This window comes from uncultured Marinococcus sp. (genome assembly GCF_947493875.1).
Classification (GTDB): Bacteria; Bacillota; Bacilli; order Bacillales; family Marinococcaceae; genus Marinococcus.
Map to the genome: position 1 here is coordinate 250,843 of NZ_CANLSU010000005.1, position 23,134 is coordinate 273,976.

The 23,134-nt window shown below is 51.7% G+C and carries 22 protein-coding genes and 1 pseudogene; 3 read left to right on the plus strand and 20 right to left on the minus strand.

What is annotated here, in order from left to right; translation table 11 throughout:
* Positions 1 to 15: 15 nt before the first annotated feature.
* On the minus strand, positions 16 to 1,815 hold the full coding sequence (locus tag Q0757_RS11690; RefSeq protein WP_298787511.1) for a nucleoside-diphosphate sugar epimerase/dehydratase: 1,800 nt from the start codon (positions 1,813 to 1,815) through the stop codon (positions 16 to 18).
* 489 nt (positions 1,816 to 2,304) lie between these two features.
* Here Q0757_RS11690 and Q0757_RS11695 point away from each other — a divergent pair.
* Positions 2,305 to 3,314 (plus strand): annotated as a pseudogene (locus Q0757_RS11695) (NAD-dependent epimerase).
* Positions 3,315 to 3,385: 71 nt separating this feature from the next.
* Here the strand turns inward: Q0757_RS11695 and Q0757_RS11700 are convergent.
* The 19 genes from Q0757_RS11700 to Q0757_RS11790 form a co-directional block, all read right to left on the minus strand.
* Positions 3,386 to 4,330, minus strand: a complete 945-nt coding sequence (locus tag Q0757_RS11700; protein ID WP_298787608.1) for an IS3 family transposase — start codon at positions 4,328 to 4,330, stop codon at positions 3,386 to 3,388.
* Positions 4,270 to 4,590, minus strand: a complete 321-nt coding sequence (locus tag Q0757_RS11705; RefSeq protein ID WP_298787513.1) for a helix-turn-helix domain-containing protein — start codon at positions 4,588 to 4,590, stop codon at positions 4,270 to 4,272. The genes Q0757_RS11700 and Q0757_RS11705 overlap by 61 nt, the downstream gene beginning before the upstream one ends.
* Positions 4,587 to 4,931: a helix-turn-helix domain-containing protein gene (locus Q0757_RS11710; RefSeq protein WP_298787515.1), complete on the minus strand. Its 345-nt coding sequence runs from the start codon at positions 4,929 to 4,931 to the stop codon at positions 4,587 to 4,589. The genes Q0757_RS11705 and Q0757_RS11710 overlap by 4 nt, the downstream gene beginning before the upstream one ends.
* Positions 4,932 to 5,038: 107 nt before the next feature.
* The gene (locus tag Q0757_RS11715) at positions 5,039 to 5,557 is read right to left on the minus strand and encodes a winged helix-turn-helix domain-containing protein (protein WP_298787517.1); all 519 of its coding nucleotides are present in this window, start codon (positions 5,555 to 5,557) and stop codon (positions 5,039 to 5,041) included.
* 228 nt (positions 5,558 to 5,785) lie between these two features.
* Positions 5,786 to 6,553: a YveK family protein gene (locus Q0757_RS11720; protein WP_298787519.1), complete on the minus strand. Its 768-nt coding sequence runs from the start codon at positions 6,551 to 6,553 to the stop codon at positions 5,786 to 5,788.
* Positions 6,538 to 7,704 (minus strand): glycosyltransferase family 4 protein, encoded by a 1,167-nt coding sequence (locus tag Q0757_RS11725; RefSeq protein WP_298787521.1) that lies wholly within the window; start codon positions 7,702 to 7,704, stop codon positions 6,538 to 6,540. Before Q0757_RS11725 ends, Q0757_RS11720 begins: the two co-directional genes overlap by 16 nt.
* A 30-nt stretch (positions 7,705 to 7,734) precedes the next feature.
* Entirely contained in the window at positions 7,735 to 8,412 is a 678-nt protein-coding gene (locus Q0757_RS11730) for a sugar transferase (protein ID WP_298787523.1), read from the minus strand.
* Between the two features lie 27 nt (positions 8,413 to 8,439).
* Complete coding sequence (locus Q0757_RS11735; RefSeq protein WP_298787525.1) at positions 8,440 to 9,723, minus strand: glycosyltransferase family 4 protein; 1,284 nt, start codon at positions 9,721 to 9,723, stop codon at positions 8,440 to 8,442.
* A complete protein-coding gene (locus tag Q0757_RS11740; RefSeq protein WP_298787527.1) occupies positions 9,720 to 10,826 on the minus strand; it encodes a glycosyltransferase family 4 protein in 1,107 nt (368 codons plus the stop codon). The genes Q0757_RS11735 and Q0757_RS11740 overlap by 4 nt, the downstream gene beginning before the upstream one ends.
* The gene (locus tag Q0757_RS11745; protein ID WP_298787529.1) at positions 10,726 to 12,141 is read right to left on the minus strand and encodes a hypothetical protein; all 1,416 of its coding nucleotides are present in this window, start codon (positions 12,139 to 12,141) and stop codon (positions 10,726 to 10,728) included. The genes Q0757_RS11740 and Q0757_RS11745 overlap by 101 nt, the downstream gene beginning before the upstream one ends.
* Positions 12,142 to 12,154: 13 nt before the next feature.
* On the minus strand, positions 12,155 to 13,060 hold the full coding sequence (locus Q0757_RS11750) for a glycosyltransferase family 2 protein (RefSeq protein WP_298787532.1): 906 nt from the start codon (positions 13,058 to 13,060) through the stop codon (positions 12,155 to 12,157).
* The gene (locus tag Q0757_RS11755; protein ID WP_298787534.1) at positions 13,061 to 14,329 is read right to left on the minus strand and encodes a lipopolysaccharide biosynthesis protein; all 1,269 of its coding nucleotides are present in this window, start codon (positions 14,327 to 14,329) and stop codon (positions 13,061 to 13,063) included.
* On the minus strand, positions 14,316 to 15,314 hold the full coding sequence (gene gmd / locus Q0757_RS11760; protein ID WP_298787536.1) for a GDP-mannose 4,6-dehydratase: 999 nt from the start codon (positions 15,312 to 15,314) through the stop codon (positions 14,316 to 14,318). The genes Q0757_RS11755 and gmd overlap by 14 nt, the downstream gene beginning before the upstream one ends.
* Positions 15,311 to 16,267, minus strand: a complete 957-nt coding sequence (locus Q0757_RS11765) for a GDP-L-fucose synthase (RefSeq protein WP_298787538.1) — start codon at positions 16,265 to 16,267, stop codon at positions 15,311 to 15,313. Before Q0757_RS11765 ends, gmd begins: the two co-directional genes overlap by 4 nt.
* 273 nt (positions 16,268 to 16,540) lie before the next feature.
* Positions 16,541 to 17,929, minus strand: a complete 1,389-nt coding sequence (locus Q0757_RS11770; protein WP_298787540.1) for a sugar phosphate nucleotidyltransferase — start codon at positions 17,927 to 17,929, stop codon at positions 16,541 to 16,543.
* 42 nt (positions 17,930 to 17,971) lie between these two features.
* Positions 17,972 to 18,763: a tyrosine-protein phosphatase gene (locus tag Q0757_RS11775; protein ID WP_298787541.1), complete on the minus strand. Its 792-nt coding sequence runs from the start codon at positions 18,761 to 18,763 to the stop codon at positions 17,972 to 17,974.
* Positions 18,764 to 18,781: 18 nt separating this feature from the next.
* Complete coding sequence (locus tag Q0757_RS11780; protein ID WP_298787543.1) at positions 18,782 to 19,705, minus strand: NAD-dependent epimerase/dehydratase family protein; 924 nt, start codon at positions 19,703 to 19,705, stop codon at positions 18,782 to 18,784.
* Between the two features lie 15 nt (positions 19,706 to 19,720).
* Positions 19,721 to 20,215, minus strand: coding sequence for a winged helix-turn-helix domain-containing protein (locus Q0757_RS11785; protein WP_298787545.1), 495 nt, complete (start codon positions 20,213 to 20,215; stop codon positions 19,721 to 19,723).
* A gap of 146 nt (positions 20,216 to 20,361) precedes the next feature.
* Positions 20,362 to 21,006 (minus strand): CpsB/CapC family capsule biosynthesis tyrosine phosphatase, encoded by a 645-nt coding sequence (locus Q0757_RS11790; protein WP_298787547.1) that lies wholly within the window; start codon positions 21,004 to 21,006, stop codon positions 20,362 to 20,364.
* Between the two features lie 218 nt (positions 21,007 to 21,224).
* On the opposite strand from Q0757_RS11790, the gene Q0757_RS11795 reads away from it, so the two are divergent.
* Positions 21,225 to 22,397, plus strand: coding sequence for a sensor histidine kinase (locus Q0757_RS11795; protein ID WP_298787549.1), 1,173 nt, complete (start codon positions 21,225 to 21,227; stop codon positions 22,395 to 22,397).
* A 61-nt stretch (positions 22,398 to 22,458) separates the two neighbouring features.
* On the plus strand, positions 22,459 to 23,130 hold the full coding sequence (locus Q0757_RS11800) for a response regulator transcription factor (RefSeq protein WP_298787551.1): 672 nt from the start codon (positions 22,459 to 22,461) through the stop codon (positions 23,128 to 23,130).
* The last annotated feature ends 4 nt before the right edge of the window (positions 23,131 to 23,134 follow it).

The following is a 23,134-nucleotide window of genomic DNA, read 5'->3' on the forward strand; positions in this document are numbered from 1 at the left end:
TATTAATAGTGATTTTTATTTCACAAAAAGTCTATTATTAGTAATTTCTAATAGCTCATTTTTCATTTCTTCTCGCTCAACATTATTAAATTCATTCAAGAAACGAGTAATTACTTCTGTGTTTAAATTTGTCGATTTTCCCACATAAATTTTAGGATATATTTGATTCTCATGTACTTCCTCCTTACCCAATAACTCTTCATACAACTTTTCTCCAACTCTGACTCCGCTATATTTAATTCCAATTTCTTCAACTGTATAACCTGAAAGTTTAATAAGGTTTTTAGCTAAGTCTACAATTTTTATTGGCTCGCCCATATCAAGTACGAACATTTCTCCCCCTTTCGCTAAAGCTCCAGCCTGGATTACTAGCCTCGAGGCCTCAGGTATAGTCATAAAATAACGAACCATCTCAGGGTCTGTTACAGTTACAGGGCCTCCATTTTGTATTTGCTTTTTAAATAGAGGAATAACGCTCCCGCGGCTCCCAAGGACATTACCAAAACGTACAGCTACAAATTTCGTTTTACTTACTTTATTCATATGTTGAACAATCATTTCCGCTAAACGTTTCGTAGCTCCCATTACACTTGTTGGGTTCACCGCTTTGTCGGAAGATACCATAACGAATGTATTAACACCTACATGATCAGAAGCTTCTGCGGTATTTTTAGTACCTAAAATATTATTTTTTACAGCTTCTTCTGGATTACGTTCCATAAGCGGCACATGCTTATGAGCCGCTGCATGAAAAACTACTTGAGGTTTTTTGTTTTTAAAAATTTGAAACATCTTATCTTTATCTTGAATATCAGCAATTTCTGTGGAAACATTTAGTTCTGGTAAGCTATTTTTTAACTCCATCTCTATGGAGTAAATACTATTCTCTCCATGACCAAGTACTATAATTTCTTTTGGGGAAAAGCGGGCAATCTGACGGCAAATTTCAGATCCAATAGAGCCGCCAGCCCCTGTAACTAATACACGCTTGTTAGTAACAGAATCTGCAATTCCTTCTACATCTAATTCCACAGGCTCGCGCCCTAATAGATCCTCTACGTCCACATCTTTAAATTGAGTTACTTCTACTTTACCCAGCATAATGTCTTCCATACGCGGTAAGGTTTGTGTTTTAACTTTCGTCTCTGCACATACATTTACAATTTGATTTAATTCTTCGCTTTCTAATGAAGGTACAGCAATTATAATGTGTTCTATGAAATATTTTTCAACTGCTTGCTCTACATCTTTTATACTTCCGAATACTGGCATACCCATAATTTCTAACCCATGCTTGGAAGGATTATCATCTAAAAAAGCGACAGGCAGCAATCCTGAATTTGTCTCTTGATTTAATTGCCTAGCTACCATAGTCCCTGCCGAACCTGCGCCCACGATCAATGTTTTTTTTCCATCTTTATTGTTAGTAATATATGTATCACGGTAAAGACGCCATACCATCCTTGAACCGCCAATCAAAATAACATGAGCCATCCAAGTCATAATTAAAGTGCGTGCATAAAATTCTTGGAATGCAACCATTTGCATTAAAGCTGTAACTCCTACAGAAATAGTTATAGCGTACACAATAGATTTAATTTCATTTGCACTCGCATACTCCCATGCTTTTTTATAAAGTTTAAAATAATAAGCACAAACATGGTGCACAATAAGTAATATGATTGCACTAGTAACTAAAACGCGATCGACAGGACGTATATCAGCTGCCAGTATAAAATTGCAAATGAATATAGAAAAAATAACAATAGCTGAATCTAAGCAAACTAAAGCCAACAGCCTTTGCTTTAACCCCATAGTTTTCTCTACTCCTTCTTGTAAGTAATAAATAATCCTCTGATTTGTTTCCGCGCATTTATTATAACCAAAGTGTTATATCTATTTATGTATTTAACGAACACTATTCATTAACAATCTCAATCTTTTTGAGTTAACTTACAAATTATTATACATTAATTATTTCATTATGTGTTTTGGGTAATATTTCATAAAGTTTAAAACTGTAATTGAATACTTATTACAAAGCTATTTTCCTCTTAACTGGCAATAATTTCAACAGTCAAATTCAATTTTTTAGGAAAAACATCCTAAATTATTATTTTTTCACCGTTTATTAGTCTCATCCTATTTGATAATTCATAACATAGATCTCCTTCATTTATTTCACAATAAAAGTTAATTAATTAATAAGTGTGTGTCCTTCCCCAAGAGCAATTAATAATAAATTAAAAGTTAATAACGGGATTTACATATAATATAGTGATAAGAAATAATTGATTTGTAGGCATGCATACAGCGGAACGTTTGCTGGAAGAAGGCTATGAAGTCGTCGGGGTTGATAACAATAACGATTACTATGACGTGAACCTAAAGTATAGCAGACAGGAGCGCCTGGAAAAACACGACGAATTTCACTTTCATGAGTTGGATCTGGCCGACGCTTCTGCTCTTCAGGAGATTTTCAATACATATACGATTACTGTTGTCATCAACCTGGCGGCGCAGGCGGGCGTCTGTTACAGCCTGGAGCGTCCGGATAAATACATCCAATCCAATATTGTCGGGTTTTCAAACATTCTGGAAATGTGCCGTCACCATCAGGTCGAACATCTGATTTACGCGTCTTCCAGTTCGGTGTACGGGGCAAACAAAAAATGCCATTCTCCCCGGAGGACGGGGTAAATCATCCGGTCAGCCTGTACGCAGCGACGAAAAAATCCAACGAGCTGCTGGCACATACGTACAGCCACCTGTATGACCTGCCGACGACCGGTCTGCGGTTCTTTACCGTATATGGAACGCTTGGGCGGCCGGATATGGCCTATTTCAAGTTTGCGAACAAAATCGTGAACGGGGAGCCGATCCAAGTGTACAACAACGGCGATATGATGCGGGACTTTACGTATATTGACGATATCGTGGAGGGCATTGTGCGCCTGATTCCGGCTGTGCCGACCGGCGACAACTATTGGGATGCCGAAAATCCGGATCCGTCGACAAGCTATGCACCCTACCGGGTCTTTAATATTGGCAACAACCAGCCAATCGCTCTGATGGAATTCATCGAAACATTGGAAAAGCATCTGGGCATGGAAGCGCGGAAGGAATATCTGCCGATGCAGCCGGGAGACGTGCAGGCAACATACGCAAACATCGACAGCCTGCAGAAGGCGGTCGGATTCAAACCACTTACCTCACTTGATGAGGGCATCGGCAAATTCGTGGAATGGTATAAGAACTATTATCCGGAATACTTTTCCGTGCAGTCAGCGTCCAAAAACAATTCCAATCATTAAACACCAAAAAGCCAGCCTGCCGACGATTGAACTGATCCCCGTCAAGTAGACAATGAAAATAAGTAAAACTCTTAAGCGGCTTGATTCCGGTATTCTATCGGGGTCAAGCCGTTTAAATGTTCCTGGTATCGTTGGTGGTTGTAAAACCGAATGTAGCGACGAATCGCTTTCACCAGGTCCTCATAGGTGGCATAAAACGAGTACGGCAGATAGTATTCTTCGCATTTCAGCGTGCCAAAAAACCCTTCCATGGGTCCGTTATCCAGACACCGGGACACCCGCGACATGCTGTGGTCCAGGCCGTGGGCCTCCACGATGGCCTTAAATCCCCGCGAGGTGTACTGGAAGCCCCTGTCGCTGTGAATCATGGGCTGGGCGCCCGGACAAGCTCGAAGAGCTTGTTCCATGGTCTGAAAGACCAGTTGATTATTATTAAGCGGGCTGATTTCATAATGAACGATCGACTTGTCGTACAGATCGAATACGGTGCTGAGAAACGCTTTTCGTCCGGTAGCGTCCACGAATTCCGTGATGTCCGTCAGCCATTTCTCATTGGGTTGCGAAGCCTGAAAGTTCCGGTTGAGTTTGTTTGCCTCCACGTGCTGGGGCGAAGCTGCCGGCGAACGTTTCTTCTTCCGACGGATCACGGCCTGAAGATCGTAGATCTTCATGAGCCGGTACAGGCGTTTCCGGTTGACCGGCTGCCCCAGCTCCCGGGTTAGGTGTTGGGCCATCCGCCGGTACCCATAAATGCCCCGCACCCGGGTCTGTACCTCACGGACGAGCACCATCAGCGCCTCATTGTGCTTTTCCTCCGCCGTGGGGGTGCGTTTCCGCCATTTATAATAGGCCGCCCGGGAAACCCCAGCGATCCGGCACAACGCCTGCACCGGAAACCCCTGTTCCTCCTGCAGCTCCTGAATGGCTTGAAACCGGGACGCATAACGTACCCGCGTCAGCGATCCCTCCTTTCGATGTCCTGGAGCTTTTTTAAAAAGGCATTCTCCATGCGTAATTGTTCGTTTTCCTTCTCGATCCGCCGTTTCTCCTGTTTGGCTTGCTCCTCGTTGGTTAACACTTTGGGTTGCCGGGAGTGTCCGCGACGGTCCTCCAGGGCCTCCCAGCCGCCCTGCTCGTATTTCTGGACCCATCGGTATACTTGATTGTAGGAAACCTGATGCTGCTCGGCGACACGGCGGTAATTCTTCTGTTGGGCCAGGTAATCCTGCACAATAGCTATTCGTTCCTGCCAGGTGGTGGAGCGTGCGTGTATCATCGGGGAACCTCCTCGTTTCTTAGATAGTAGGGTCCCTTCATGATACTGCACAATCCACCTCCGAAACACGGATCTACTCGAAATGCCGTAGAGATGAATAATATCCCGTTGTTCAGGTACGCTTCCACGGCTTCTTGCTTCTGTTCCTGGGAATATCGCTTCCACTGGGTGGCTTTCGTCAGTGCTTCGGCTCCATAGCGTTCGTACCGACTAATCCAATCCCTTAACGTTGTTTCGCGAATACCCCAATGATCACAAAAATCTTCCAACCTCTCCGTCCGTTGGTGAAAAGCCTGAATCACCGCTATTTTCTGCTCGTTCGTATACCCTCGATAAGACATAAAAAATGCTCCCCCTCTAAGCAAAACAGATGATTTATTTCATCTGTCTACTTAAAGGAGAGCATATCAGATCATCGGCAGGCTGGCTTTTTATATTCTATGTAGTTCTATGATAGCTGCGGTTTGACGTCAGCTGCACCAAGATCAAAACGGTGAATCATAATCAGCGTCTGCGCCATCGTGTGGACTGTGTCGGGGGGCACGAAGGTAACTTTGATATTCTCTCCGAGCAGCACCTGCTTGCCTGCTTCCTGGGAATCTTCCTCCACTTCGACGATGTATTCCAGCCCGTGCGGCGGCTGTTCCTCTGAAGCCATATACACGTTCTGCCATTCGGTTTCTTCGAGCAGCTCCTGCATTTGATCCCACTGCACGTAATTGCGGATGAGCCGGTTCATGTCTACGTACATGTAATGCTCTTTATTCACCTGGTAGTAACGGCGATTCTGTACCGGGCGTCCGGTAATCAGCTCCATCTCGCTTAGCCGCTTTAATTCCACGCGTATGGCGTTGGCTGAATCGTTGAACTCGCGGACAATTCTTCTTAAATACGTTTCTTCCTCGCATAAAAAAAACTTCACGATTAACCGTAATCTTGTTTTTGATGTGACTAATTGATGCAGCAACGATTTTCCTCCTCTGGCGGCGATGATTTTAACAGGTATCTTCAAACGAGCGGGAAAATACTTGAAGCCGGTTTTATTTCTACTCATTGTTTCGGCTGTTTTCGCAGGGATATGAAGGTTATTTGCCAGGTAATTTCAAAAACTTTCTTTTTGTATTTATATATCCAGGCCAAAAGGACGTTTCGTGACCGTGCCACGAAACGTCCTTTTCAGTCAGCTTCTGCTTCGTTATGAAGTTTTTTGTTTGGAAACCTTTGGGCTTTCACTGTCAGGCTGCGTAATGTCCTCCAGTTCAATCACTTCTTCTGTCCGGTTTTGCTTCTGATCGGAAATAAATGCAATCGTTCCAAGAACAGGCAGACCCACGTTGTTTTCAACATCCTCTTCCTCTTTAATCGTCCGGTCAAAGTATTCGCGTACGAATGCAAATCCGATGCCGATCATCGCGCCGATCAATAGAGCAAGCCCCATACTAAAAATTAGTTGCGGCGATACTGGTTCCTCCGCGTCGGCTAATTTGGCTGGTGCCAGCACGCTGACATTATCCACGCTCATAATTTGCGGCACTTCGCGTTCAAACACTCGGGCTGTCGTATTGGCGATCGAAACTGCCATTTTCGCATCCGTGTCCTCCACCGTAATCGACGCTACCTGCGATTCATTTTCCCCGGCAACCGTAATCTGGGACTGCAGCTCTTCCACCGTTTCGTTCAAGTTTGCCTCCTCGATGACCTGTTCAAGAATCGGCGCGCTCATAATAATGACGTTGTACGTGTTAATATACGCCAGGTTCGCCTCCAGTCCGGTGCCGGGCTCTGCACCCTCCTCCGGCTCCTGGTTCACGAGGATCTGTGCCCGGGCTTCGTACACCGGCGTCATGAACAGGTACGTATACGCCGCACCGACCATTCCTCCGATAACAGCGAAGGCCGCGATCACCAGAGCGTATTTTTTCAGGACAGTCAGCACCTTTGCTGCGCTCATGGTTTTTTCCATACGGCCCTCCTTGGCGTTTGACTTGGCGTCAGGTGCGTTTTCTGTACGTATTCGAGCAGCTCCGTGAATGATGCCCGTGAACCTTCAAAGCTCCACTGCTCCGTCAGCCGCCATGCTTCTCCGGCAGCTTCTTTGCGGTTCAGAACCGTAAATACTTTCTCTATCGTACTCGCTATCTGCCCGCTTTCGTTTGGATCGACAGTGTAGCCATTTACGCCCTCTTTGACTAAATCCAGAGAGCAGCCGCAGCGCTCTGACACTATGACCGGAAGACCGACCGCCAGCGCTTCGTTCACGACCAGCCCCCACGGCTCTATAAGGGAGGGAAGAATAAACGCGTCGCCGAGCATATAATGCTCGAACACGTCCTCCTGCCGGGACAGAAATCCGGTGATGATAAGCTTTACTCCAGCCCTTTGGGCTTGCTGCTGCAACTCCTCCTCCTGCTTCCCGCCCCCGATGACAAACACGGTCACCGGGTTTGTCATCGTGCCGACCGCTTCGATCACCGTTGCCATATTTTTAATCGCGATCAGCCGGCCGGAATACACGAGCACCTGCTCCTCCGGATTGAGGCCGTAGTTGTTTCGCAGCTTTTCCCGATGATAATCGCGGTGCCGAGCGATTTCCTGAATCTTACGGCCGTCCACCGCCAGGTGCTGGTTGTAGATGCGCGCCTCCGGATAGCCGAACACCTCGGCAAAGTATCGCCGGCTCACTTCGCCGTTGCCAAACACGGCAGCGGCGTGGTCAATCACCAGTGATTTTAGTTTATGCTTATAGCCATCAGGCGCGTCCTGCAGCCGGGACGTACTGATCCCGTCATACAAAAGCACGTACGGCTTTCGGTACATCCGGCACAGGAGACTGAGCGCAATATACGCTGGCTTTTCATACCCGCCGATCACTATCAGATCATGGGTGCTCACGATATGGTGCAGACCGGCGTTCATCCGTCCTGCTTTGCTGAGCTCGACGCCGGGGAGATCGATTTCTTTATACCCTTCGGCCGCGGTCATCTTCCAGGCCCGGTTTTTACTTGGGCGGTCAGTGTAATAAACCGTCACCTGGACGTCCGGTATACGGGCGAATTCGTTCCACTGCAGCGTCCGGTACGGGGCCCGTAAATTTGTGACAAAGGCAATTTTCATCCGGATGCTCCTTTCTGTCTGTCTCCTGCTTCAGCTTGCGTCTCTCTTTAATACCATATTCAGGCAGGTCCAGATGATAATTTTCATATCAAGCACGGTGCTGCGCGTTTGAATGTACAGGAGATCGAGCTGTACCATTTCCTCAAAGCCAACACTGTTGCGGGCCGTTGCCTGCCAGAGGCCGCTGCATCCCGGCTTCACATTCAGCCGCTGCATATGATAATCACTGTAGTATTTCACCTCACGCGGGAGCGGCGGACGCGGGCCAACGAGACTCATGTCGCCTTTGATCACGTTCCACAGCTGTGGGAGCTCGTCGATGCTCGTTTTGCGTATCCACCGGCCGACCCTGGTCACGCGCGGGTCCTCGGCCATCTTAAACATCAGTCCGCTTACTTCGTTTTGATCCTGCAGCGCCTCCCACCTCGCTTCGGCATCTGTCGTCATGGAACGGAACTTATACATCGTAAACGGTGTGCCGCCCTTTCCGCAGCGGGTCTGTTTAAAAAATACCGGGCCCTTCGGGTCTTCAAGCTTGATAAACAGGGCGGTCAGCACAAACAGCCAGCCAAGAAGAATAATACCTAAGGAGGCGAAAACAAGGTCGGCCAGACGCTTCGTTGCTCCGTAATACCGCTTCGTCTTTACGGGCTCCAGCAACTGGCGGACTTCCTTCACAATGCCATCAGCCTGTCGTTTTGTTTCCATCCGCATGTTCCCCTTCCGATTGGATTTTTATGAAGGCTTTGCCTTTGTTCCCGGCACTACGGCTGCGTGCTTTTCGCGCGTCAGATCCCCAAACAGTGTGCGGTACTTTCCGATTGATGCCTCCTTCGTTAGGTGCTGGTCCAGGTATGCCCGGCCGGCACGTCCCATCGCCTGTCGGTCTTCGGTGTCCATATGATACATGGCTGCGATCGCTTCCTCCACCGCTTCGTAATCCTTCGGCTCTGCCACGAGACCCGAGCGGCTTACCCGCAGCAGCTTTTCCGCTTCACTGCCTGCTTCAAGCACGCCGATCGCAGGTTTGCCGGCAGCCATGACGCCGTAGATTTTGCTTGGCACCGACACGCCCTTGATCCCTTTCTGGTTCACCACCAGATGAATGTCCGCAGCGTTTAATGAATACTTGATGAATTCCAGCGGCTGGTAGGGCAGAAACAGTACGTTCGTGAGTTGATGATTGGCTACGAACTCCTGCATCTCTGCCTTTTTCGCCCCTTCGCCGATAAACACGAAACTCACATCCGGATAGCTCTGGAACTTTTTGGTGAGCCGGATCAGGTTTTCCAGGTCGTAATACAGCCCGAGATTGCCGGAATACATGACGATGAATTTGTTCTCCAGGCCGTGAGCTTTCAGAAATTTTTGGACCACCTGATGCGTTTTGTCGAGCGGCACGAGCTCTTTTTCGTTCGTCCAGTTGTTGATGACGCTATGCATGGGCGCCTTTCGCTTGCCGAACCGGCGGCGGAGCGTGGTGCGCATATCTTCGCCGACGACAACCACATGATCAGCAAAGGCGCAGTTAACAGTATCGACGGCCTTTGCCAGCCGGAGCACCGTCTGGTTTTTTACGTAGCCGGCCGCTTCGGCCTGTTCCGGGTTAAAATCCTGAATATTATACACGTGTTTGGCCCGCTTGAGGACCTTGCCGAGCGTGCCGAGCAGGCCGCCGAGCACCGGCGGCTGCGAGATGGTGTACACAAGATCCACGTCTTTTTCCCGTTGCAGGGCACGCAGGGCCCGTGTAAAGTACAGTGCCACGTATTTGGCCCGGCTCGCCTTCGAGTTTTTATCAACCGGCGGGAGCGGGACACGCACCACCTTAATGGAGCCGTAATAATCCGGCGCGGGCGGAGACGTTTTTTCGGCACCTGTGCCTGCATAGCCGGGCTGGGCGGCGATGACGGTAATCGTAAAGTCATCCGCCAGCTCTTCACACAGCTCGGTCATCAGCTGACCGGTGGAAGCAAGGTCCGGGTAAAAGTAGTTGATCACAAACACCAGTTTTTTCATCCAAGCTTCTCCTTTGCTGAGGATTCGGCTGCTTCCGGCGAGGCTTCTGCCGGGAGCGCCCGCTGAAATATCCGGTGGATCCGTTCGGTATAGTCTGTTTCTTTAAATGAACGCAGGGCGTACGTCCGGTTAACCCGCGCCGTTTTCTGCAGGTCCCGGACGCTGATGTCCTGAAGCAGCCGGGCAATGGCATGCGGTGCCTGCTTGGGAACGAAATAGCCGTTCTCCTCTTTGACGATATCCGGAATACCGGCGTGCTTTGTGGTCACGACCGAGAGGCCGTTGGCCATCGCTTCGATGACCGAAATCGGCTGGCCTTCATTCGGGTAGTAGGTGGGCAGAATAAACACGTTGCACGTGCGCAGCAGATCTTTTTTGGCTTCGCCGCCAACCACGCCGTGAAGCACGACGTTGGTTAACTCGTGCTCATCCACCATCGCCTGGAACCGCTTTTCTTCTTTCGGGTCAAAAAAAGCACCCGCAAAATGAAAGGTCATTTCCGGATGGTCCTTCGACAAACTCGCCGCCTTCAGTACGTCCAGGTAGCCCTTGGAAGCGATAAAGTTACTCAAAAACAGCACGTGCTTGCCGTTCATTGTCTGTATTTTCCTCTCCAGCTCCTCCTCGGTGAGAAGCGCTTCCTTTTCCACGAAGTTTTCGCAGATAACGAGCTTTTCGTCGGGGATAATCGGCTGAAACAATGCCTTTAAGCTCTCGCTCAGCACGACCACGCAGGCTGCTTTCGGAAGCAGCCGTTCGTTCAGCTTCCGCTGCAGCGGATTCATTTTGCTGAGCAGCTGTTTAAAGTAGCCGCCGTGATAATGAATAATAACCGGGCGCCTTTTCCCGAGCATGATTGCAAGCAGGAGCAGGTCCCGGGCGTTGCCGCCCTTCGAATGGGCAATCGTAAAATAAAAGAAATCACAGTCGGATGTGACAAGCTTTCGAATCGTTGAAAAAATACGTTTGTTATTGGTAAGGTTGATCGTCTGCATATCGTAATCAGCCTGAAGCTCTTTTGCGTCGGCTATCTTGAAGAGAGCCTTTGACAAACCGTGTACCGGCGGGGGAAACTGGCCGACGAGCGCCGCTTTTGTGCGCATATGCTCTCACCTCCTCAGGTTTTACCAGAAATGGCCGCTTTTGGGGCGGCTTTTCAGCCATCAGCTCATGGACCACCGCGTACAGCACAGCAGTAATGATCATATAAAACGACATTTTAAACATCGTAATCGGGTCATACGCGAGCCAGCGGGGAAAGGTGGTGAGGACGATGATGCCGGCGAAAATAAACAGCGGATGGCGGGCATTTGCCAGGCTGTTCAAAAGCAAGGCGATCAAAATAGCGATGACCACCACTCCGGCAAAGCCGAAAAAGTAGAAAAAGTAGCTGGCAATAAATCCGCCGCCCCCAGCCGGTGACATCTCCGACAGGTAATTGCTAAGCTCGGCCTGTTCAAATGGAATGCGGCCTGTTGGAAGAAAGATCCGCATGACAAACGCCGCCGCTGCGGCTAGCCGGTCGCCGGTGCCGAGCAGGCCGTCCTGCAGAAGCCCCGAAAACAGGGTGGAATTGTACAGTACTTCGCCGGCGTTGCTTGGCATATAGCTGCCCTCGGAGTAGCTGGTGAGGCCGAAGTTAATATTTTCCGGGTTCTGCAGGTAAAACGAAATGTCCGCCCGGATGCGGCCAAACACCATAAACACGTAATAAATGATGCCGCCCCCGGAAAGCATCATCACAGGCGACAGCCGCTTTTCCCAGAACAGGATAAACAGCAGCATCCCGACCTGGAGCGCTTCGATCCGGCCGCCGAAGAGCATCATTTTGGCAATATACAAAAACGACAGCCCGAGCAGCAGCACATTCGCATACGGAATGCTTCTGGAATAGTAATAGCCGAGAATAATAAACAGCACCACGTATTCCGATATCGCCAGGCTGCCGAACGTGGCGGTGGAATTCATCCCGTAGCCGCCCGATTCCAAAATGTTTTCGCCTGATTTCCCGAGCACGATAATAACCGTAATCGCGGCCAGGCTCACGAGATACAGTGCCCAGTTGGATTTCCGCTCCAGCCGGTCGGCGATACAGACCGGCGCTTCCGGCTTTTGGGTAAATAGATAAAGCACGAGCAGAAACAGCGACATAATCAGAAGCGTTTTGTCGTAATACATCGGATAAAAGTAGACGTCGTAGTACGTGGTTTTATAGCCGCCGTAATACACGTAGGCGAAGTTCATGTAGTACGTGCTCATGAACACCACCAGGAGCATGACGGCCTTGAACCTCCGCAGATGATAAATAAAATGAACGATGATCAACAGATTGGACGCCACCGCGATCGCCGGATTGCCGTTTATTAAAAGCAGCAGCGCAATGATCTGTACACATACGAGAACATATTTCGTAAACATCGGCGTACCTCACTTATCTGCCATGGGTTTTCTGGTACTCCAAATACTTGATCCCGAGCAGTCCGGCCAGGTTACCGGCGCCCATATACACGTACTGCAGGGCTTTGACCCGCTCGTGCTCCCAGCGCAGCAGCGCCGGCACGTACAGGAGAACCCCCTGTATGATACGGCCGCTCCCGACGATGGCCCGGCCCGCCTTCGCCCTTCGTGCATTCGCCTTCGCGCCGGTGCAGATCGCGAGCGTATTGCCTGAGCGGTAAGCCCGCTGCAGCACCCACTGCCGGGTGGTGCGCGTGGTGGGAATAAGGTCGTAGACAACCGCTTCCTCGGAGCAGATCATCGTATACGCCTCGCGCTCCAGCTCGGTAAATAAAAACGTGTCGGAGCCGCCAGTCAGCGCGAGCGCTTCGTTAAACCGGTAGCGGTTGAATATGCTTTTGCGCATCAGCAGGTTGTTGGTCGCTGCCCGGCGGATCGGATCCCCGGTGCGCCGCTGCAGGCTGTCAAAAAAACCACCGCGGATGACCCATTCGGGGGCCTCCTGCTCAAACACGCTTACGACCTTGCCCTCAACGACGTCTGCATCGTACACGTGACGGGCAGCAAGCAGCTGCTCGAGCCAGTCGGGCGCCGGCGTTTCGTCGTCATCAACGAATACGACAAAATCTGCATCCCCGGCCAGACGGACCGACGTGTTACGTGCCGCCGGTATGCCCCTTTTGGGTTCCACCTCGTAGATGAGCGGGTACGGATAGTTTATCGGGAGCACCTTGGCCGCGCTTCCCCCGGGGTCGTTATCGACGACCACCACGGTTAATTCAGGCTGATACTGCTTCCATTGCTGGGCAGCAATACCCTCTAAAAGCGCATGTAATCCTTCCGGACGTTGATACGTAATAATGCATACCGCAAGCTTCATTTATTCCTCCCTCTTTTCCACGACGGGAACACCGGCTTTCATTTTCAGGAGCAGAATAATACTGAACAGCAGCTCGCTCAGCATGAGCCCGACGAGCGCTCCTGCTTCGCCGAACGCCTGGACCGTCACAGCGGTCATGCCTACCGTGATGACAGCAACGACCATGCCCGACTTGGCGAGCATTTTGAAAAACAGCGCGGACTGAAAATAATTGGAATAGTTCACGCGGATGAGCTGAAACAAAAACACGAGCATCCATAAAAGCACGTACTCCTGAATGCCCTGGTACGCTTCCGGAAATGCTTCGGAAGGCACAACGGCGAGCCCGGCCATCAACACGAGCGTATACACTAGCAGAATGGCGACAGAGGCAGCCATCCCCTGATACATTAACGTCTCCGCCCGGCCCGGGCGCTCGCGCACCATTGCTTTACTGAGGAGCGGGCGCATCACGTTGCTCCAGCTGGTGATAATAAGCACGATCGGCGTCATTAACAGCTTCGCAGCCGCAATATAGGCGACCTCGGTAACGCCGAGCATCAGAAAAAGCAGCAGCAGGTAGACGTTTCCCTGCAGCCAGCTGCTTGTAGCCCCGAACAGGCTCCACTGCGAGAGCTTCCATGTCTCGCGGAACTTCTGCCGGATTACGCGCTTCGGCGGCAGATGCACCGTAAACTGATACATTTTCCTGGCTGACACGAGCAGCGACGCAACGCCGGTGATCAAAAACATCAGCGAAACGTACACTATATCGGCATATACGGCTGCTCCAATCGCCACAAGCGCCGCCACGGCGTAGACGCTGTCCCGTTTGAGTGCTTTCTGGGGCAGCAGCTGGGCGTATTCCTCCGTGCGGAAGTATTCCCGCAGCAGAAGCAGGCAGACCGCAAGCGGCAGCACCCAGAGGGCCGTGCCGTCGGCGCCGGTGATCCCACTGAAAAAGGTGATCACCATCATTGAAAGAAATACCACCACCAGAAACAGCAGAAGCATCGCAAACAGGCTGCGCCGGAGCAGGACGGCATCCCCGTCTTCCAGCTTTGGGGAAAGCACAATCATCGGCGTGTTAATCAGCGCGTTCTGCACGCTTAAAAACAGAAAGAACACGCCCATAAACATCGTATAAAATCCGTAATTTTCCGGAGAGCTGAAATATACAAACGCGAGGCCGATCGTAAAATTCACGCCGCTCAGCGCCGCCTGGTCCAGAACGGTGTAGAAGGCTTTGCCGGAAATGCTGACGGCAAGCACCTTCTTAAGAGGTTTCACGGTAGATGGTCCGTACCTTCTGATGGCTGCCGTAATGGTTCAAATCGCTCTCCACCATCATTTCCACCAGCTCCCGGAACCCGACTTCGAGCTCCCATCCGAGCTTTTCCTTTGCCTTCGAGCAGTCACCGAGCAGAAGGTCCACCTCGGCCGGCCGGACAAATTTTGGATCGGTCACCACGTAGTCACGCCAGTCGAGGCCCACGTATTGAAAGGCAATGTCCACCAGCTCTTCGACCGTATGCGTCTCGCCGGTCGAGATCACGTAGTCATCCGGCTCGTCGCTCTGCAGCATGAGCCACATGGCTTTTACGTAGTCACCGGCATAGCCCCAGTCACGCTTGGCATCGAGGTTGCCCATCCGCAGCTCGCTCTGCAGTCCGAGTTTGATGCGGGCAGCGGCGTCCGTCACCTTCCGGGTCACAAATTCCATTCCGCGCCGTGGGGACTCGTGGTTGAATAAAATGCCGGCGCAGGCAAACATATCAAAGCTTTCCCGGTAGTTGACGGTAATCCAGTGACCGTACGTTTTCGCCACTCCGTACGGGCTGCGGGGCCAGAACGGCGTCGTTTCCGTCTGCGGCGTCTCGAGCACCTTGCCGAACATTTCCGAGCTTGAGGCCTGATAAAAGCGAGCGTCCGGCTTGGCGATGCGGACCGCTTCGAGCATATTGACGACGCCGACAGCGGTAATCTGGCTGGTTGCGATCGGCTGCGGCCACGAGGTGGCAACAAATGACTGGGCGGCCAGGTTGTACACCTCGTCCGGCTGCGACTGCTGGACGGCGCTGATGAGAGAGGACAAATCGGTCAGGTCACCATCGATCCATTCAACCTGGTCTCTCACGTGCTCGATGTTTTCAAAGTTCGGGGTGCTCGTCCGGCGCCGGAGGCCGTAGACGGTGTAGCCTTTTTCGAGCAGAAACTCCGCCAGGTATGAGCCGTCCTGACCGGTCACGCCGGTAATAAGTGCTGATTTTGTCATAGGGAAGCAGCTCCTTTGTTTGGTTGTGCCGCGTGGCTGGTGTACCAGTCGTACGTTTTTTCCAGGCCGTCGGCAAGCGGCGTTTTGGCCTGCCAGCCGAGGCCGTGCAGCCTGGTGACATCGGTGCGTTTACGGAATGTGCCGTCAGGTTTACTGGTATTAAATACAAACTCGCCGTCAAAGCCGGTAACAGCTTTAAGCGTTTCGGCGAGCTCCCGGACGGAAAGATCCCGCCCGGTGCCGACGTTCACCATGTCCGTGCCGTCGTACTCGTTCATCAAAAAGACGCAAGCATCAGCCAGATCGTCCGCATACATAAACTCGCGGCGCGGCTCGCCCGTGCCCCATATTTCAACTGTTGGGTCGCCGTTTACTTTTGCTTCGTGGCATTTCCGCATCAGTGCCGGAAGCACGTGCGACGTTTCCAGGTCAAAATTGTCGTTTTTTCCGTACAGGTTCGTCGGCATCGCGGCGATAAAACGGGTGCCGTACTGTCGGTTGTAGGACTCGCACATCTTCAGTCCGGCAATTTTTGCGATCGCGTACGGTTCATTCGTCGCCTCAAGTGCTCCGGTTAAGAGCGCCTCCTCTTTAATCGGCTGCGGGGCATGTTTTGGATAAATGCACGTACTGCCTAAAAACAACAGCTTTTTCACGTTGTACTTATAGGCCGCATCGATAACATTTGTTTGAATATATAAGTTATCCCGGATAAAATCCGCCGGATAATCATTATTCGCGGTAATGCCGCCAACTTTAGCGGCTGCTAAAAACACGTAATCTATCGAAGAGGATTGAAAAAAAGCGTCTACCTCGGTTTGGTTTCGTAAGTCGAGCTCGCTGCTCGTCCGGTACACCAGGTTCGTATAGCCTTCGCTCTGCAGCTTCCGCAGAATCGCGGAGCCTGCAAGCCCCCGGTGCCCGGCCACATATATACACGCATGTTTTTCCACTGGAGCTCCTCTTTTCCAATAAGATTTTGGCGTTGTGCAGTATCTGCATCTATTCAAAACAGATGGCTGGAGTGTGAATGCCAATAGTTTGTCTTTTCATCTGCGGCAGCTTTGTATGCGCAGCTGCCGCAGGTAAACCGGAGGCATTGAACCTCTCCTCACGCAGCGCTGTTGACGATCAACGTCTAAGGCTTTTAGAGAAGCCCTTAGCACTGCCGAGTGCCTCCGCGTGATACCGGTGCAGGAGACATGACCGAAAATTTTTCAGGAAAACTATTTAATGAACTTAGCGGCGGAGCCGTTGTGGGCACGGAGCACATCATCCCACGTGTCATGGATCCGGACGGTGTCCTCGTCGCTGATGTCGATGCCTGTCTGTACCTCCACTATTTCAAGGTCAATGGTGGCCCGGAGCGCGTGCTTTGTGCCCGCCGGCAGATGAACCACGTCGCCCGCTTTGATGCGATGCATATGGTTGTCGACCGCAACTTCGCCTTCCCCGCGCACGACCGTCCACACCTCGTCGCGGTTATGGTGATAGTGAAGCGTTGAATTTTTTCCTCTTTCCAACAGAATACGTTTTGTGATCATCATCTGGCCGTCCGGATACTTGGCGTGGTCGAGCACCCGTGACCATCCCCACAGCCGCTCCTCGTACATCTGCGGGTAGCGGAAGTCCTTAATCAGTTCTTTAATCTGTGAGCTCGCTTTTTTGCTTGCGACAATGATGCCGTCGGGACTCGAGACAACCACCATATTGCTGGCGTCAATGACCGCAACCGGAATGTCGAGCTCATTCACGAGATGGGTGTTGACCGAACTTTCGGAAATGATGCCTTTCCCGGTCTGATTCGCGGCCATTTCCTCGGTGAGCGTGTTCCACGTGCCAAGGTCCTTCCAGTCGCCTTCGTATTTTAAAACGGTGATTTTTTCCGCCCTCTCCACAACCCGGTAATCAAAGCTGATCTCGGGGATGGTATGGTACTGGCTTTTAAGCAGCTCGTACTCAAACGGCAGCTGCTCCTCCTTGAGAATTCGAAGCAGATAATTCATCGTAAAGCCGAACACGCCGCAGTTCCAGAGCGCCTGTTTATCGATGAGCCGCTTTGCGGTTGCTTCGTCCGGCTTTTCCGTAAAGGCTCTGACGGTAAAAACGCCGGTTTGCTTATTCTGGCCGCCCGGCACAATGTAGCCGTATTTGGTGGATGGGTATACCGGCCGCACGCCCATCAGAGCCATACTGCTCGTGCCTTCCTGAATCAGTCGTTCCAAAAGTTTAAAATTTTCAAAAAACGAATTGTCTACGAAGGCATCTACCGGCAGCATCACAATCACTTCCTCCGGAGACGCTTTTTCGACAGAAAACAGGTAGCTCGCTGCAAGGGCCACAGCCGCAAACGTATCGCGGCGCGACGGCTCCATCACCAGAGGAACCTCTTCCCCGAGCTGGCGCCTGATCAGATCCTTCTGTGATTCCGAGGTGGCGATCACCGCCGAGGAGGCAAGGCCGCATGCTTCAAGCTGTCTCCACACCCGCTGGACCATCGACTCCTTCTGGCCGTCCGGCCCGTCGAGCACCTTGAGAAACTGTTTGGATCTCGTATCGTTGGACAATGGCCACAATCGTTTTCCAGACCCTCCGGATAACAGGACTAATCGCATCTGCCTTCCTCCTTGTTTCCTGAAATTTTGGACAGAATTTCCTTACGTTCGTTTAAAAAAAGCACGTTTCTTGTGCAGAGGCTCGGGCGGGTCCACAAACGCCGGCGAACCGACCAGCAGGCGCTTGGTATTTTCCTGCAGCTCCCGGCCTTTTTTCAGGCCGAGAGCTGCAGCGGTCTGTTCGTAGGCAGGCTTTAAGCGAAAAGGCACGCTGTCTGCCTGTGAAGCGATAAAATGAGCCAGGTTTTTCCGCAGGAGTTTCAGGGCGAACCGCTGTTTTTTGCGGCCGCGTTTTCCTGCGACCGTCTCCGCGCTCACCTGCGAAAGCGCCCCGTGGGAAACGAAATAATACAGCGGGTCGTCTGTCTCGGCGGACCCGGCCAGCCGCTCGGGATGCGTCATGATTGGAATATAGCCCTCAAGCTGCATGGAATAAAACAGCCTTTTAATACGTGCGAAGGTGTCGCCGGTCTGCATTTCCACAAGTACATAATTGGTGTCTTCAAGCGGAAGTAATTGCCCGGATAAAAGGTCATCTGTCATCCCCTGATGCAGTGTAATTTCATGGCCGCTTTTGACATGCAGCAGAATGCCTTCGGCCCGGAGCTTCGTATTAAAATCGAGCACGGCTTCCTTCACGGTCAGACCGTCATTTTCATAGATGCCGGGCCGGTAATGCGGTGTGGCAAAAACCGTCTGAATATTGTTTGCAACGGCTTCCTTTGCAATGGCAATGCTTTCGTTTACTGCCTCCGGCCCGTGGTCGAGCCCTGGCAGAATGTGTGTGTGTATATCGATCATCCGGCGTTCCCCCAGGTATCTGTTTCGATTCATTCCTTGCAGGGAGCGCCCTTACGCCCGGCCGGCGCGGTCCCTCTCTATTTCCCATTGATGCAGAGCCTGCAGCCCTTTGGCAAGCGATACTTCCGGGTACCAGCCGTACCGGTTGATTTTTGACGTGTCGAGCGTCTTTCTCCTCATCCCGCCGGATCCCGAGCCTGTAAAAAATACGGCGCCTCTGTAGCCGGTAATCCGCTTGATCAGCATGACGAGCTCCTTTGCGCTCACCTCCCGCTCGGTACCGATATTGACCGGGCCCTTTTCATTGTAGTGATTCATTACAAACACGCAGCCGGAGGCCATATCGTCGCCGTAGATGAGCTCCTGGAAGGCGGGTTCTTTTTCCGGAATTTCCACCTTCGACTGCCACTGGTCCCGGGCCCGGATGCACCGCTGCATCGCATCGGCTACCATGCCGTCCTGCCTGTTCATGTCTGCTGCGGTATACATTCGCGGAGCCACCGCAATATGGAAATTTGTGTTGGAGGCCCGGTTGTAGGCCCGGCAGAGAGCAATGCCCTCCCTGGTCACCTGCGTCTGTTCCGCGTATACCTCATCAATGATCCCCCGCTGCAGAAATGTCTCCTTCAGCGGCTGCGGGGTGTACTTCGGATATACGTGAATGTCGCCGACATACAGCAGCTTTTTCACGTTATACCGGGCAGAGGCCTCGAGCACGTTCGCCTGGTGCCAGCGCCTCGCCTGCAGCTCTGCCTTCGCATTTGATTCTGCATATTCATAGCCGTCTGTCATAAGCACATACTCGATATTTTCCTCTGCGAAAAATGTATTCATGGCCTGAATGCTTTCCCTTCCCGCTTCCATGCCGGTACGCACAACCACGTTTTCGTATCCCTGCTTTAACAGGTAGTGATAAATGGCGCTGCCTGCCCTCTCCTGATGATTGGTTACGTAAATTTTCGCCTGTTTATCCAACCCGGCGGCCTCCTTTTATGAAACCTTTTCTTTTTGCCTGCCTACGCTTATCAGCACCTGCTCAATATGGTTCAGCATGGAAGTCGTTGCGAACGTCACCGTCGTCCCCTCTCCGAGATAAAACTGCTTCCCCCAGTGCGGAGAGTTTTCCTCCACTTCGATCACGTATTCCACCGGCGAGCTCCGTTTCGGATCAGGCGTAATGTAGATGGTCTTCCAGTCGATTCCCTTCAGCTTCTCATGCAGCTCGTCCCAGTATAAGTACTGTTTAATGAGCGACTCCATCTGCAGGTGCAGGTAGTAATCTTTATTGATTTTATAGTAGCGTCGGTTTTTGACCCAGCGGTCGGTAATTAAATTCATATCATACAGCCGCCGAAGCTCGAGGCGGATCGCATTTGTTGACTCCTTGCATTCGCGCACGAGCTCACGCAGATACGTTTCCTCCTCTGTCAGATAAAACTTCATTACGAGCCGCAGTCTTGTTTTGGATGTTACTAGCTGGTGCAAAACCATCTCCCCCTTCAGTCCCCTCGTCAATACGGATTATGTTCTTTGCCGGGGCTATTACAGCGTCAGTGCCGGCGGTGTGACCCTTCCCCCTTCCAGCAGCAGATGCGTATTTTTCTGCATCCGCTCCCATTCATCGAGCCGGTTCATCCGGGCAAACTGCCGATGCATCTGATCCAGGCAGAATGGCTCGTCATATGCACTGCAGGCGTTCGATGCCACAAATGCACGAGCCGCTTTTTTAGAAAATATTTCGCCCAGCGCCGGTCGGTTCTCCCATCACGGCCGAGCAGTGCTCCCGCACTGAGCTGCACGGCTGCTCCTTCATTCACAAGCGTCTCAAGCCCCCCGCGCTTCTTCTGAAACATCTGCAGCCGCTCCGGCGATGAAAGAATGGGAATGAACCCGTGATTGTACAGTTTTTTGAGCATCTGCCGGACGTATAAAAAGCTGTGGGTTTCATTCATATGAACGAGTACATAATTGGTATGCTCCAGCGGCAGAATCCTTTTTCTTTCCAAATCGATTTCCATTCCGCCGTACAGGGTGATTTCCTGACCCGAGCGGACGCGGACCGGAATCCGTGCTTTCAGGAGCTGAAAATTCAGAAATTTTACCGCCTCTGTCACGAAAACGGCCCCGAAATCATACGACGGATACCGGTATCCAGGCGTTGCGTAAATAATGCTGACACCGGCGGCCGCTGCCTGCCTGGCCATTTCCAGGCTTTCCTTCATCGTGTTTGGGCCGTGATCAAAGCCGGGAAGAATATGGGCATGCATCTCAATCATGTACTCACCCCTTTCTATTTGAGCAAGGCAAATGTACTACGTGATATTTTTTAGAATATTTTGCCTGTTGCCGTTTCTTTTATATTAATAGTCCAGTATAATTATTAATAGTAATTACCTAGTCATTAATAATCACACAAATGTTAATAGTCATATGACCTTTTCTAGGAAGATGGGACCCCGCGCGGGATTACCCCGGCGAAAGGGAGTGGATCTGAATGAACCGCCGCCAGCGAATCTTCATGTATACGATCCAATTCATAGCCATCATCGCAGCCGGACTGTTCGTATACATGGAGTCGCCGGATGAGCGGTGGCTTGCCGCAGGCCTTTGCTGGGTATTTGGTATTATTCAGATGATCCGGCTCATGCTTTTATCCATACCACTTGCCCGCTTTTCCTCGGTGATGGTCATCTGCCTCCAGTTCCTCATTGCCTGGGTGGTTCAGGCCATTGCCGGCGGGTTTGTGCCCCAGACACTCTTTTTCGTCCTGATTGCCGAGCTCGGCTACCGGGCGCCTCGGCGCTTCAGCTTTCCGTTCATGCTTCTCTGCTTTGCGGGATTTGCGAGCGCTTCGGTGTTTCACGAAGGGGCTCTGACTGCTTCGGCACTCCTCCTTGTGCTTCCGCGTTCCATTGAATACGTACTGTTCTGGGGGTTCAGCTATCTGGCCAAGCGCTCCAACGAACAGCGCAATGAGCTGCAGCGGGCCTACGACCGGCTCCGGCTGTATCACCGGGAGATGGAGGATAGATCCATTATGCAGGAGCGGCTGAAGCTCTCCCGGGACATTCATGACAGCGCCGGTCATTATTTAACCACCTCCATGATGGCGCTTGAAACAGCCAAACGTCTGCTCGAAAAGGGCGAGGTGGAAAAAGCCCGCACCCAGCTGCAGACGTCCAAGCATCAGGTGCAGGAGACCATGAAGGAAATCCGGAAAACGGCGCATTCCATGGCGCACACCGACGGCTTCATCGATCTTCCGGCTGCGCTGGAGGGTCTTCTCGTCTCCACCCGCGACACCTCGGACGTACGGATCGAGTGGGAGTTTGATGAGCCGCTGCCCCTTTTGCGTTCGGAGCAGGAGATGCTTTTGTACCGGATGCTCCAGGAGGGGCTCACCAATGGCCTCCGCCACGGTGGGTGCACGTATTTTTCCTATACATTGTCCACGAAGGTGCCCGGCCAGCTGATTGCCCGGCTCGAAGACAATGGCCGCACAGCCGCGAAAAACGTCAGCTACGGCTTCGGCCTTCGCGGGCTGTCCGCCCGGGCCGAAGAGCTCGGCGGCCTGCTTCGTTTCGAAGCAATTGCCGAAGACAGAAACGGCATGGCGCTTGAACTGCGCCTGCCGGTGAAGGACCGGAGTCCTTACACTCCGTCATAATACGAAACTGACTATTTATACGCGAAAATCTCAGGATACGTATAAGAAGGAGGATCAGCAGATGGAAACCGTTCGGATAGGGATTGTCGATGATCATGCCATTGTCCGGGACGGACTGGCGATGATCATCGAGCTTGAAGAGGATCTGGAAGTGGTCGGTATTGCGCGAAACGGGGCGGAAGCAGAAATGATGCTTACGAATGAGCTTCCGGACGTGGTGATGCTTGATGTGTACTTAGAGGGCAATAATGGTATTGAATGGCTGCCGGACTTTCAGCTGACATCGCCGCAGACGAAGTTTATTATGCTCAGCTCCTACGTGGACGCGGAAAATGTCATTCAGGCGCTGGCCAACGGCGCGAAGGGGTTTCTTCTGAAGGACTGGGAAAGCGATGAGCTCGTCCGCTGCGTGCGCCAGGTGGCCCGCGGCCAGATGGTGCTTCCGACATCTGTCTCGGAGACGCTGAGCGACCAGCTGGTCGCCCGCAACCGCAAGGACGGCGCCCCGCATTTTCAGGAAACCGAGGACACCACCGGTCTTTCCCTGCAGGACCGGCGGATTATGGATCTGCTGCTCGCAGGCTACTCCAACCAGGAGATTGCGGATACACTGTTTTTAACACTCGGCACCGTTAAAAATTACCTGACCGCCATCTACCGGAAAATCGGCGTCCACAACCGCCGCGAAGCGATTGCCTATTTCCAGCGGCGGCACAAAGAAACCGGCTCCTAGAATG

What these genes read in the sequence shown, in the direction of transcription:
- Q0757_RS11750 (WP_298787532.1), bottom strand. Translation starts at nt 13,060, where the DNA reads ATGAAGCTTGCGGTATGCATTATTACGTATCAACGTCCGGAAGGATTA.
- Q0757_RS11705 (WP_298787513.1), bottom strand. Translation starts at nt 4,590, where the DNA reads ATGATACACGCACGCTCCACCACCTGGCAGGAACGAATAGCTATTGTG.
- Q0757_RS11710 (WP_298787515.1), bottom strand. Translation starts at nt 4,931, where the DNA reads ATGTCTTATCGAGGGTATACGAACGAGCAGAAAATAGCGGTGATTCAG.
- Q0757_RS11725 (WP_298787521.1), bottom strand. Translation starts at nt 7,704, where the DNA reads ATGAAAATTGCCTTTGTCACAAATTTACGGGCCCCGTACCGGACGCTG.
- Q0757_RS11740 (WP_298787527.1), bottom strand. Translation starts at nt 10,826, where the DNA reads ATGCGCACAAAAGCGGCGCTCGTCGGCCAGTTTCCCCCGCCGGTACAC.
- Q0757_RS11775 (WP_298787541.1), bottom strand. Translation starts at nt 18,763, where the DNA reads ATGAATCGAAACAGATACCTGGGGGAACGCCGGATGATCGATATACAC.
- Q0757_RS11745 (WP_298787529.1), bottom strand. Translation starts at nt 12,141, where the DNA reads ATGTTTACGAAATATGTTCTCGTATGTGTACAGATCATTGCGCTGCTG.
- Q0757_RS11730 (WP_298787523.1), bottom strand. Translation starts at nt 8,412, where the DNA reads ATGGAAACAAAACGACAGGCTGATGGCATTGTGAAGGAAGTCCGCCAG.
- Q0757_RS11690 (WP_298787511.1), bottom strand. Translation starts at nt 1,815, where the DNA reads ATGGGGTTAAAGCAAAGGCTGTTGGCTTTAGTTTGCTTAGATTCAGCT.
- Q0757_RS11735 (WP_298787525.1), bottom strand. Translation starts at nt 9,723, where the DNA reads ATGAAAAAACTGGTGTTTGTGATCAACTACTTTTACCCGGACCTTGCT.
- Q0757_RS11795 (WP_298787549.1), top strand. Translation starts at nt 21,225, where the DNA reads ATGAACCGCCGCCAGCGAATCTTCATGTATACGATCCAATTCATAGCC.
- Q0757_RS11770 (WP_298787540.1), bottom strand. Translation starts at nt 17,929, where the DNA reads ATGCGATTAGTCCTGTTATCCGGAGGGTCTGGAAAACGATTGTGGCCA.
- Q0757_RS11790 (WP_298787547.1), bottom strand. Translation starts at nt 21,006, where the DNA reads ATGATTGAGATGCATGCCCATATTCTTCCCGGCTTTGATCACGGCCCA.
- Q0757_RS11720 (WP_298787519.1), bottom strand. Translation starts at nt 6,553, where the DNA reads ATGGAAAAAACCATGAGCGCAGCAAAGGTGCTGACTGTCCTGAAAAAA.
- Q0757_RS11800 (WP_298787551.1), top strand. Translation starts at nt 22,459, where the DNA reads ATGGAAACCGTTCGGATAGGGATTGTCGATGATCATGCCATTGTCCGG.
- gmd (WP_298787536.1), bottom strand. Translation starts at nt 15,314, where the DNA reads ATGACAAAATCAGCACTTATTACCGGCGTGACCGGTCAGGACGGCTCA.